The sequence below is a fragment of the Psychromonas ingrahamii 37 genome, from assembly GCF_000015285.1.
In the GTDB taxonomy this organism is placed as follows: domain Bacteria; phylum Pseudomonadota; class Gammaproteobacteria; order Enterobacterales; family Psychromonadaceae; genus Psychromonas; species Psychromonas ingrahamii.
This window is the reverse complement of sequence record NC_008709.1, coordinates 3,889,225-3,900,505: the sequence shown is the minus strand read 5'-3', so window position 1 is coordinate 3,900,505 and position 11,281 is coordinate 3,889,225. Positions and strand designations below refer to the sequence as shown.

The 11,281-nt window shown below is 44.5% G+C and carries 9 protein-coding genes; 4 read left to right on the top strand and 5 right to left on the bottom strand.

Translation table 11 applies throughout. The annotated features are described in order from the left end of the window. Positions 1-364: 364 nt before the first annotated feature. The 5 genes from glpK to PING_RS16290 form a co-directional block, all read right to left on the bottom strand. Positions 365-1,888 (bottom strand): glycerol kinase GlpK, encoded by a 1,524-nt coding sequence (gene glpK, locus PING_RS16310; RefSeq protein ID WP_011771410.1) that lies wholly within the window; start codon positions 1,886-1,888, stop codon positions 365-367. Further along, entirely contained in the window at positions 1,878-2,120 is a 243-nt protein-coding gene (locus PING_RS21505) for a hypothetical protein (RefSeq protein WP_011771409.1), read from the bottom strand. The genes glpK and PING_RS21505 overlap by 11 nt, the downstream gene beginning before the upstream one ends. Position 2,121: 1 nt before the next feature. Next, the gene (locus PING_RS16305) at positions 2,122-2,700 is read right to left on the bottom strand and encodes an aquaporin (RefSeq protein WP_011771408.1); all 579 of its coding nucleotides are present in this window, start codon (positions 2,698-2,700) and stop codon (positions 2,122-2,124) included. 1,254 nt (positions 2,701-3,954) lie between these two features. Continuing rightward, positions 3,955-4,506, bottom strand: coding sequence for a DUF2231 domain-containing protein (locus PING_RS16295; RefSeq protein ID WP_011771406.1), 552 nt, complete (start codon positions 4,504-4,506; stop codon positions 3,955-3,957). Then, positions 4,503-5,885 carry an ethylbenzene dehydrogenase-related protein gene (locus tag PING_RS16290; RefSeq protein WP_011771405.1) on the bottom strand — a complete coding sequence of 461 codons (1,383 nt, stop codon included), beginning with the start codon at positions 5,883-5,885 and terminating at the stop codon, positions 4,503-4,505. The genes PING_RS16295 and PING_RS16290 overlap by 4 nt, the downstream gene beginning before the upstream one ends. Before the next feature lie 484 nt (positions 5,886-6,369). On the opposite strand from PING_RS16290, the gene PING_RS16285 reads away from it, so the two are divergent. The 4 genes from PING_RS16285 to PING_RS16270 all read left to right on the top strand — a co-directional run bounded on the left by PING_RS16285 (position 6,370) and on the right by PING_RS16270 (position 11,278). Then, positions 6,370-7,218: an alkaline phosphatase family protein gene (locus PING_RS16285; RefSeq protein ID WP_011771404.1), complete on the top strand. Its 849-nt coding sequence runs from the start codon at positions 6,370-6,372 to the stop codon at positions 7,216-7,218. Then, positions 7,218-7,976: an HAD family hydrolase gene (locus PING_RS16280; RefSeq protein ID WP_011771403.1), complete on the top strand. Its 759-nt coding sequence runs from the start codon at positions 7,218-7,220 to the stop codon at positions 7,974-7,976. The genes PING_RS16285 and PING_RS16280 overlap by 1 nt, the downstream gene beginning before the upstream one ends. Then, positions 7,969-10,008: an ABC transporter substrate-binding protein gene (locus PING_RS16275; protein ID WP_011771402.1), complete on the top strand. Its 2,040-nt coding sequence runs from the start codon at positions 7,969-7,971 to the stop codon at positions 10,006-10,008. Before PING_RS16280 ends, PING_RS16275 begins: the two co-directional genes overlap by 8 nt. A gap of 88 nt (positions 10,009-10,096) precedes the next feature. Continuing rightward, a complete protein-coding gene (locus tag PING_RS16270; RefSeq protein ID WP_011771401.1) occupies positions 10,097-11,278 on the top strand; it encodes an ABC transporter permease in 1,182 nt (393 codons plus the stop codon). Positions 11,279-11,281 lie beyond the last annotated feature (3 nt).

The following is an 11,281-nucleotide window of genomic DNA, read 5'->3' as shown; positions in this document are numbered from 1 at the left end:
TCTCCATTTTTCTGCAGGAGGGTGATGATTTTCTGTCATTTGCTTGAATAAACACCGCTTCTGGTTCTGTGTACTTAATTCTGTCAGTTTAATGACATAACAATGTTGCTGAGTGATAAAATACTTATTTGTTTTGAATTGAAACAAAGAGGAGATTAAAGCCTGCTTTTACAGATGAACACTCGATATTATGGGCAATCTGATTAAATCTTAATGCCATCAATATGGCGGGCTATCGACTTGCTGATAGTGATTTTGAGGCAGATTGAAGATACAAAAAAGAGTGTCCTAAGACACTCTTTTTGAGGTTAATACTGGCTATATTAGTTAGTGATATTTTCTACTGATATAAAGTCTAATGCAGTTATTCAAAATCTTCGTCATGCATTTCGGCCCATGCCTGCGTGCATTTTACTGCGCGTTTCCAACCACGGTAACGTTGCTTGCGTTTAACCGGATCCGCATGAGGTTCGAATGTCTGTTCAATGACGGCTTTACCTGCAAGCTCTTCCAAGCTCTCCCAGTAACCGACAGCAAGACCGGCGAGATAAGCGGCTCCCAGTGCTGTTACTTCGGAGACAGCGGGGCGCTGAACCGTAGTATCTAATACATCGGACTGGAACTGCATTAAAAAGTTATTCGCTACGGCGCCACCATCAACACGCAACGCAGACAGCTTAATACCAGAATCGGCCTGCATTGCATCGAGCACATCACGCGTTTGGTAGGCAATACTTTCTAATGTTGCGCGAATAATATGGTTTGAATTTACGCCGCGTGTTAAACCGACGATAGTGCCTCGTGCATAGGGGTCCCAATAAGGCGCGCCTAAGCCTGTAAATGCCGGCACCACGTAAACACCGTTTGAAGAATCAACTTTAGTTGCAAAGTATTCAGAATCTTTGGCATCGGCGAGTAATTTCATTTCGTCCCGCAGCCACTGAATAGAAGCGCCACCCATAAACACCGCACCTTCCAATGCATATGAGGCTTCGCCTTTCGGGCCGCAGGCCAAGGTTGTTAACAGACCGTTGCTCGAGGTTACTTTCTCTTTACCGGTATTCATTAATAAGAAGCAGCCCGTGCCATAGGTATTTTTAGCCTGACCTTTCTCGACACACATATGACCATATAACGCCGCCTGTTGATCACCGGCAATACCCGCAATAGGAATACGTGTACCGCCAACGCCACCAATGTTGGTCTGACCGTAAACTTCCGATGAGCTCTTTACCTCAGCCATCATAGAGAGCGGAATACCTAATATTTTCAGGAGTTTTTCATCCCATTTTAAGGTATTAATATTAAACAGCATAGTGCGCGAAGCATTGGTATAGTCAGTGACGTGTACGTGCCTCTGGGTCATTTTCCAAACTAACCAGGTATCAACGGTACCAAACATTAACTTACCTGCTTCAGCATCTTCGCGGGCGCCTTCAACATTATCTAATATCCATTTAATTTTGGTACCGGAGAAGTAGGGGTCAAGCACCAGACCGGTGTTTTCACGGATATAGTCTTCTAAACCAGGCTGTTCTTTTAGTGCATCACAGATAGAAGCCGTACGACGGCACTGCCACACAATCGCATTATAGACAGGTATGCCTGTCTCTCTATTCCAGACAATGGTTGTTTCACGCTGATTAGTAATACCGATGGCAGCTATTTGATCACTGCGAATGCTTTCTTTCGCTAATATTTCAGTTAATACCGCACTTTGTGTTGCATAAAGTTCCATCGGATCATGCTCAACCCAACCGGCCTGTGGATAGATTTGTTTGAATTCACGTTGAGAAACACTGACGATATTTGCATCGTGGTCAAGAATAACAGCGCGAGAACTGGTGGTACCTTGGTCCAATGCAACAATGTATTTTTTATCTGTCATAATATTGTCCTTTGTCTATAAATTGGTTAATTGTAATTTGTCTGACTACTGATTCGTTAATTAAACCTCTACTGACTATGCTTTTATCTTTATCAGGCCTTTTACTTGCTTCAGCTTCTTGATCGTTACATTGGTTTGGAATTGTGCTGCTGTGACCGACGTTTGCTAAATATTGTGCAATCATTTTCGAATAAGCCCGGCTGGTGAAGTAAGTAAATAACTTAGGATCCAAATCACTCGCCAGATTTATCACAAAACCCGTTCGCGGGTCTAAAGAAGGGCCGATAACTGCAACTACAAGACCGATTAAAAGAGGGCATTACACCCTGCGGTGCACCGTTGCTTTGATTATTGAGCGCTAAAATAGCGAATATAATTACAGCAGTAATGAAAAATTTGATTGAAAATGTGCCAAGAATAAAGAATGACGGGAGCGGGTAGGTTGAGAAAATACCGGCAGTTGATAATGCCGCCTCACTATTGTGTAAAAAGCCGTGAGCTATTTCATCGTCAGTAAACAGATTGCTGAAAGCATAAATTAAAGCTGCACTACAAAATGTGGCTGCCAGTTGCGCAGCTATATAAAGGTAAGACTTTTCTTTTTCAAAACCAAGAAAAGCAGCCAGCGTGATGGTCGCTGCAGGATTTATATGCGCACCAAAAATACCGGCAGTACAGCATATGGCACCGCTCATATCCAACATGATACTGATTTTCCATTGGCCAAAACTTACCCCTGTTAACACTAGCGTGGCAATACAACCGACAACAAAAAATATCAGCAGGCCCGTGCCTATAAGCTCGCGATGCATTACCCCCTGCAGTGTATATTGCCTTTGGATATGATCTTTATTTAAGGTTAATGCATTCTATATTGCGCAAATGTACGTTATTTTAACATTTATGAAACATATAAGGCTTAAAAATGAGCGTTCGAGCACGTTAATGTTCTAATTAGAAGGCTGTGTTTTTTATGTAAACACGCTTTAAATTCGCTGTGACCCGATCGTTACAGGATTGCTCGATAAATGCACTACTGCGCTGCTGATTTTTAGACCGGGGTAATGTTTTTATTTGCTTGCTGTTTTGCATAACAGACAGAATATTTTTATTTCTGGGTATTGTTATTTTTTTATTGGTGTTGCTGTGAAACATTGGTGACTTTTATCTTATTGTTATTTATGTATTTTTTATGTACCAAGTATGAAGTTGATCAAACGTTGCAGCTCGCGTTTTTAGTCTAAATAGAAAAAGACAGTTGTGCTGCTGCGGGTAAATAGCAACGGCTCTGCAGTAAGCCCTTTATTAATAGTGATAGCGCTCTTTCAGCATATTATATATGGGGATTAAGGCTGATACTGTGTACCTGATAGTTCTGTAGAACGATATAGGAATGATCCTATTGGTTCACTGATAAGTTCGTTCGAGTATCATTTATGGTTTTGTGACCCGCTCAAAGACCTGCCAGGCGGTTTCCTCTTTACCGTAGCATTTTTCAATACTCTAAAATCGGCTCTGCTGCAGAGAAAAAACTTGAAACAATAATTAGAAATAAAAGTATTATATTGGATTTTATTTAACGTAAGCTTAATAAAGGTTAATTTGCAGGAAAAAAATCAGGCGTAAGATCTACCGCTAAATAAGCAGCCGTTTCTAGTGGCAGTTTTTTTGCTATCCGCAATCCCAAAAATCAACTTAACTTTTCAGCAACCTGTGGCAAAGGCCGATTCTGAACAGATTAACTTAACTCATTCTGCTAATTTGTAAGCGCTGATGACAATAGGGCCCGAATGTACATAGATTCAGATCTAATAATGCCATTGAAAGCTTGAACGGTTTTTATTTATAATAGCAGTTCACTCAGTAGGAAAAAAGCTGATCGAGTTGAGCCTAAGGCGATAAAAGAAGGCTTGTTATTTAATGCAGAGGATAAAGCTGCCCGCTTACGGGTGACTAAGATCGGGCTGATTTTTATTGCGATAGACAGAGAATGGTGGCTTACTGAAAACAAAAAATCCCCTTCCTTTCGGTCGGGGATGATCGATATCACATACTCAGTCGAATATTCAAACGCGGCTTTTCTGCAGGCGATAACCGAGGATAGCGCATAGAAAGCCAATAATAACCATCACCGCCAACACCCAGTTTGGACTATAGAAAGTGTAGTGCAGGTTCCAGCCAAGGGCATTCAGCAACAGCGAGAACTGCGTGGGGGCGCCTACTAGATAACCGCCAAGTGTACCGGTGGTCCCAAACAACAACCCGCCAGTGAGTGCCAGAATCAGCAGTGCCCAGCGCCGAGTGCCGTCGAAAGCTGACTTACCGCCCTGCCAGACCAGCACGGTGAGCATAGTGAAGAGTCCGAATGACCACAACGCCATCAGTATATGGTTACGGGTCAAGGAACTCGTCATACTGCCCTCAATCGGCCAAATATTGATGCCGGTGCCGATACTCGCCAGTGCGCCCAGTAAGCTTAATATCAGTACAGGCAGCAGTGCGGCGCGGCTGAGTTCGGCCAAACGCCCGGAAAACAACGCACCAACGATGATCATTAAGGTCGCTAGTGACCATAAACCGATGGGAAAATGAATCAGCATAAAGTGAAGACCTGTCATGAGCGTGCTCCTTTTTTAGTGTTTCGGAAGGCGGGTAGAAGCGCCAGCGTAATACCTAGCATGGCGAACAGCCCGGCTAGCAGGGTCAATTGCCATTGGTGGATAATTTTATCATTGAATTCCATTTCCACACCGTGTATTGCCAGGACCTTTTCGCTGTGGCGAGGGCGGACCGGCTTACCGGCGGCGATATCTTCAGCGCCGGGATGTGCCTTGCTGGTCAATAGTGGCCAGTTAACTTGGCCAGGATAAAACAGGGTCATATCGAACCATTCCTGAGACCAGTCTGGGCTATCGCCCTGGAATGCCATAGCAGGGAAGTCAGCGTCGCGGCCAAGCCCAACAGTGTAGGGCATGGAAACATAGTGCCAACGACCGCCAGTCGCATTACGATGTACTGAAACAGCCAGATCATAACGACCCTTTTCGCGGAAAATTTTATCGTTCAGTGGATTACCGGTGTCCATGTCACGTACTAAGGTCACGTTCCAGAATCCATCCTCCCAACGGGTCTCCTTGGCAACCACCGCAATGTCTCCACGATCTCCGACGGGTTGACGCAGGATCCGCCGTGGCAGAGTATCACCATTTTTCCAATCAGCTTGCGGATCGAAAGGTACGGCGGTTTGCGCACTAAGATAGTAACTGTCTTCCTGAGTGATTTTGCCCTGGCGCACATCGTCCCACGCAAGCGCTCGCTGTCCAGTAGTCTGGACATTGAACATCTGCAGAGGTTGATTGGTATCACCATTCCAATTTTTCGTGTAGGAGCCTTTGCCTTCATCTCCAGAACGCGATTTGCCAACATTCTGGTCATCGGCCATGGCGATCGGGTTGGAGCGTCCAGCTCGCCAATGCCACAAGTCCAGAAAATAACCCGCCTTGCGCAGTTGATGCTGAGTCACATCTTCAAGCGCCACCTCGTCCTGCTGGGTTTCAGGCAGGTGCTTGCTGACTCCTTTGGGGTTTTCATGTGTGAAGCCGGCAATACCGGCGCCAATGGCAACATAACCGCCATAACGACTGAATTCCGCCACGCTGCCGTCATCGACCATCATAGCGACCCGATCTTCATGCAAACCGTTGGCAGCGGGTCCTGGCACACCGTGTCCTTCAGTCAGCCATTTTCCATCTTCGTAGCGCAGCACATCATGCAAAATATGCGGTGCAGCGGCTGGCCAGCGGTAGCGGAAAAAGATCTGCTCGCCGTTATAGGCGGACTTAATCTGCAGTGGCATAGTCAGTTCAGTGGGGATATAAATATTGCGCTCGAGATCATTTTTGATAATCCCGGTGCCTTGAGTAGCCAGTGCCAGCCCGAGTGCTACGGGTAATCCGAGTACCAGCAATACTGTGGAAACCTTGCTTTGAGTAGTCATAGACGATTCCTGAAGAGTGGGAATGAGTAACGCCATTATCCTTTTCGGCATATCAGCGAATGCGATCTAAACTACGCTAGGTCTTCAACTTGACATTGTCAATTTCAAAGAAATCTTATCAACAATATATTGATACAGATCAAGAGGCTGAGCTATTACTGTACTTTTAGCCCTAAAAATTCCAGAACTACTATCTAACGGGATAAAAAGATGCTTTTAAACAGGTTACAAAAGATGTGAACGGCATTTACAGGGTGAAATGATAATTGATTAGCACTCGGACAAAAATAAAATCATGGGATGTGAAACTCATTTTTCTTGGACTAGCGGTTTATTACCTATATCTGAAATACTTAATAAAGGCTGTCATAAAAATGTCTTCTAGCTGTCACTTTATATTCATAATCCTTCGTTATCCTTCTGCCAATAATTTGAATCACACTTTATCGGTATAACAGTACCGGTAAAAAACTGGCAGGGAAATATGTCGAATAAAGTAATACTGGTCGTTCTAGATGGCCTTGCATATAGCACGGCTGAGCAATGTATGGGCTTTTTGCATGCCTTAAAAGAACAAGGGACAGCGACACTGTATAAATTACAGTGTGAGCTTCCATCAATGTCCCGCCCGCTGTATGAAACTATCCTTACTGCTACAAGGCCTGCTGAAAGCGGTATTGTTCATAACAATGTGGTACGTAACTCTACCCAAAGCAGTATCTTTAGTTTGGCTCGGAAAAATAATTTAACCACGGCTGCAGCGGCTTATCACTGGTTTAGTGAACTGTACAATATAGCGCCCTTTGATGCTGTCAGGGATCGTTTTACCGAAGCACCTGAGCAATTAATCCAATACGGCTGTTTTTATAATGAAAACCATTATCCCGATTGCCATTTATACCTCGATGCTGAATGGTTACGCCGTAAATACGATCCGGATTTCCTGTTAGTGCATCCTATGAATATTGATGATGCGGGTCACCGTGCCGGGCTTGATAGTGCGCATTATCGTAATACCGCCCGTCACTCGGATCTGTCGTTGTCTTATCATCTGCCTGAATGGATAGCAGCCGGATATCAGATTCTGATTACTGCGGATCATGGCATGAACAGTGATAAAAGCCATGGTGGCACCTTATCGGAAGAACGCGACATTCCTTTGTTCGTGATTGGCGATCGTTTTTCCCATCAAGCTGAATGCCTGCCTCTGCAAACTGACCTCTGCGGCGTGGTGTGTGATCTGCTGGGAATACAAGATCACGCAAAACCCGTAACGGAAGGTCTGTTATGTCAAGCGCCAGATGAAAATCTCACTTATCAGGGTGCTGCCTAATGGCGTTGGCTATTTTTGATCTGGATGAAACCTTAGTTTGCGGTGACAGTTGCTCTCTTTTTTGCCAGTTTATGCAGGCTGAAGGTCTGGTTGGCCCTGAGTTTGTTGAACGTGACAAGCGCATGATGGGTTTATACAACGCTGAAAAATTGGTGCTCGATGATTATATTGAATTTTTTATTGAGCCACTGAGCCATTTAAGCATCACAGCTATTGACGGAATAATGCCACGTTTTGTTGAGCAGTATATTGCTCCGCGAATTTATGCCGAAGCCCAGCAGGTTTTGAAGAGTCAAGCCGCACAGGGAAAGCGCTTACTGATTATTTCAGCCACAGCTGAATTCATTGTCAGTGCGGTTGCACGATACTTAGGCGTAGCCGATGTTTTAGCTATTCGTCTCTCCAGTAAAGAGGGATATTACACAGGTAAAATAGAAGGCGTACCAACCTTTAGACAAGGCAAGGTTACCCGCTTGCATAATTGGTTAATCGAGCAAAATGAAAACCTGATCGATGCCCAGTTTTACAGTGACTCTATTAATGATCTTCCCCTGCTAGCCTTGGTTGATTACCCCATTGCAACCAATCCTGATACGCAACTGACACAGATTGCAGCGCAGCGACATTGGCCTGTTCTGAACTGGTCTGCTTTTAATCCGTTAATTGCACAAACCAGCATCTCTGCACCTCAACCTAATAAATTATTTAACGAACAATCTGTTCGACATTTTACCCCTAAGGAAATAACTCATGTCTAAATTTCTGATTGCTGGTGCGCTAGCACTGATATCAGGTAATGCAGCGGCCGCGTGCCCGTCTATCGCTGGTGCTGATGCGGGTGGTACTTATCCGCATCTATTTGAAAAAACTGAATTTGAAAGTCTGCATGGCTGCCAAATGAAGTTTAATGCAAACCCGGATATAACCGCACTTAATAGCCGTATTGCGGGTAATCCAGCACTACCTTCATTAGTACAACGTTTACCACAAGAGCCCTTGGTGATTGCTCCCTATCAGACTATTGGTCAGTATGGCGGTGTGTTAAAAGGAATTTCAAAAGCGACTGAAGCAGGCACTTCTGATCTGTTGTCGGTACGTCATGTGAATCTGGTCCGTTTTAGTGATGACTTATCCACAGTCGTGCCCAACGTAGCTAAATCTTGGGAATGGAACAGCGATTTTACTGTCCTTAAGGTTAATCTTCGTAAAGGCCATAAGTGGTCAGACGGTAGTCCCTTCACTGCTGAAGATATTGCTTTCTGGTACAACAATATGCTGATGGACAGCAATATTATTGAAAAACCAAAAGAGCGCTTTTTGTCTGGCGGTAAAGCGGTCAAAGTTGATGTGCTGAATAAAACCACAGTGCAGTTCACCATGAACGCACCTTCACCGGGCTTTCTGGATAACTTTGCTCAAGATTATGCCCAGCCGTTTCAACCTAAGCACCTGCTGGCTCAGTTTCACCCTGATTTTAATAAAGACGCCGATAAAAAAGCCCAAGAATTGGGTTTTGAGAATGGCTATGAGCTGATTAATTTTTACTATGGCCAGTCTGACTGGAAAGATATTCCCACTCCTTTACTAAAAGATAAAGCGGCTTCGGATCGATTGGTTAATGCGGGTTTAACAGCCATTATGCCGACGCTTGAATCTCATGTAGTGATCGATGAGTCTCTTGAAGGTCGCCGTCTGGTCGCTAATCCATACTTCTTTCAGGTAGATACTGCGGGTAATCAACTGCCTTATATTAACGAAATCAAAGAAGTTTTTATTGGTGATGAAGATATTCAAACCGCTAAGTTAATTGCCGGTGAAGTGGACTATAAAGCGCAGGCGGTTAACCTGCCTCAGACGCCTGTCCTACTGGAAAATAAAGAGCTGGGACAATATGAGATAGCGTTGCGTCCAACCATAGCGCAAACAACTTTTGCCTTCAATCTGACTGACAAAGACGAAGAGAAGCGTGCGGTATTTAACGATATCAACTTCCGCCGCGCTATGTCAGTCGCCATGAACCGTAAACAGATCAACGAGAGTGCTTACTTCGGATTGGGTACACCCATGCAGTACACGGGTTTTGATGCTGATACTACGCCCTTTATAACGAAGAAACTGCAGCAGAGCTGGACTCAGTTTGATCCAAAAATGGCCGCTAAATTGCTTGATAAAGCAGGTGTTGTAGATCAAGACAATGACGGTTTACGGGATTTACCTTCGGGCAAAAAGTTTGAGTTAGACATTCAATACTCTACTCAGGGAACCCCGACTGAACTGGCTGAAATCGTCGCTAATAATTGGACCAATGCGGGTATAAAAACCACCATTAAAGAAGTGACTTCAGATGAGTACCGTAACTCGCAGACGGCTAACGACCTGAGCGTGCTTAGCTGGGTGATGGGTCGTCCGCTGTCAAATATTGCAAGTAATACCGAAACACTGGTTCCGCCCTATGGTGGTTTCTTCGATCTGCGCACCGGTATGCTGTGGTCACAGTATATTAACACTGAGGGTGCTGAAGGTATCGCGCCGCCGGCAACCGTTGCAAAAATGCAGAAATTGGCTGCTCGCTTCGTGACACTGAAAGCCGGTACACCGGAGTCTAATAAACTGGGTCTAGAGATTGCCACACGTGTGGTTGATGATCTGTTCATTATCGGGACAGTAAAAGCGGTCTCTCCGGTTTATTACAGCCGCGCTCTGGGTAACTTTGAAGTTCCTAAGACCTCTTCATACGAGTTCTATCGTATGTATCCCTACCTTCCTACTCAGTGGTTTTTGAGTAAATAATGTAGATTATCACTCCTTAGTTTGAAACACCGAAAAGAGAGAACTAACACTTCTCTCTTTTAGTTATTTTTGTTTACCGAGTCCAATTATGATTGCCGATTTTTTTACCAGCACCTGGTTGTTATGGGTTCTGCTCAGTGTGGCAGGCTTTCTGTTTTGGCGTAGCCGCAGCAGTAAGTATTTTCTTTATGTGTTTAACCGTTACCTGTTGGCGTTGATGACCCTGCTAATAGTAAGCGGTATTGTTTTTTCACTGATGGAAGTCTTACCCGGTGATTGTGCTGAAAAGTATATTGCTTATAAAAGCTCTCAAGGGGAAATGATTACTCAGGCAGATATTGCGGCTGAAAGATCACGGATGGGGCTGGATCGTTCATTGATTGTTCGCTGGAGCAGCTGGATCACTGATCTGACCCTGCGAGGAGATTTGGGTTTTAGTTGTGCTAAGCGTCAGTCGGTTAATATTGCCCTGGGTGATCGCTTCTGGATGAGCTTTGGTTTCTGTATTGCGGGATTACTTTTTGCCTATTTGATTGCCGTACCCTTCGGTATTCTTTCAGCTTATATGATTAATAAACCCTGGCTGGATAAAAATCCAAAGTATAACAAAAAACAGCGCTGGATTAACTCTATCGGTTTGAGTTTTAACAAAGTGCTGGATCTTAAACTGCGCATGATTAGTTATCTCGGGCTGGCATTACCGAATTTCTTATTAGCCTTGAGCATTATTTTGCTTTACGTCTTTGCAGGTGAACCTGTGCCGACCGGTTTATTTTCCGATCAGTGGAGTGCTGAACCCTGGTTTGCTGTGAGTGGTTTTCAGTACGGCAAGCTGACGGATTTTCTGAGTCATATATGGTTGCCTATCTTTGTAATCGGCTGGGCTGCTACTGCATTGCAGTTACAAACAGTGCGGGCGCTGGTGGTCGATGAATCTAATAAACTTTATGTTGATGCGGCGCGTGCGCGTGGTGTTGATGGTATGAGCCTATGGGTGGGTTATCCCGTTCGCCATTCAATTAGCCCGTTATTTAACAGTATCGGTTTTGATTTTCAGCGGATATTTAATGATCTGCCGATCGTCGCAATTGTTATTGGCATGACCGATTCAGCGGCACTGTTAATTGAAGCCTTGGCCATGACCAATGATCAGGAGATGGCAGCAGCGATTTTATTTCTGGTAGCCCTGGTGGTTATATCGATGAATTTCATTACTGATATTGTTCTGGCAGCGGTCGATCCGCGTGTCCGTAATAGTGTACTTGGGTAAATT

Bases quoted from the DNA above. Each gene is read 5' to 3' on its own strand.
- PING_RS16305 (WP_011771408.1), bottom strand. From the start codon at position 2,700: ATGCATCGCGAGCTTATAGGCACGGGCCTGCTGATATTTTTTGTTGTC.
- PING_RS16280 (WP_011771403.1), top strand. From the start codon at position 7,218: ATGGCGTTGGCTATTTTTGATCTGGATGAAACCTTAGTTTGCGGTGAC.
- PING_RS16285 (WP_011771404.1), top strand. From the start codon at position 6,370: ATGTCGAATAAAGTAATACTGGTCGTTCTAGATGGCCTTGCATATAGC.
- PING_RS16275 (WP_011771402.1), top strand. From the start codon at position 7,969: ATGTCTAAATTTCTGATTGCTGGTGCGCTAGCACTGATATCAGGTAAT.
- PING_RS16295 (WP_011771406.1), bottom strand. From the start codon at position 4,506: ATGACAGGTCTTCACTTTATGCTGATTCATTTTCCCATCGGTTTATGG.
- glpK (WP_011771410.1), bottom strand. From the start codon at position 1,888: ATGACAGATAAAAAATACATTGTTGCATTGGACCAAGGTACCACCAGT.
- PING_RS16290 (WP_011771405.1), bottom strand. From the start codon at position 5,885: ATGACTACTCAAAGCAAGGTTTCCACAGTATTGCTGGTACTCGGATTA.
- PING_RS16270 (WP_011771401.1), top strand. From the start codon at position 10,097: ATGATTGCCGATTTTTTTACCAGCACCTGGTTGTTATGGGTTCTGCTC.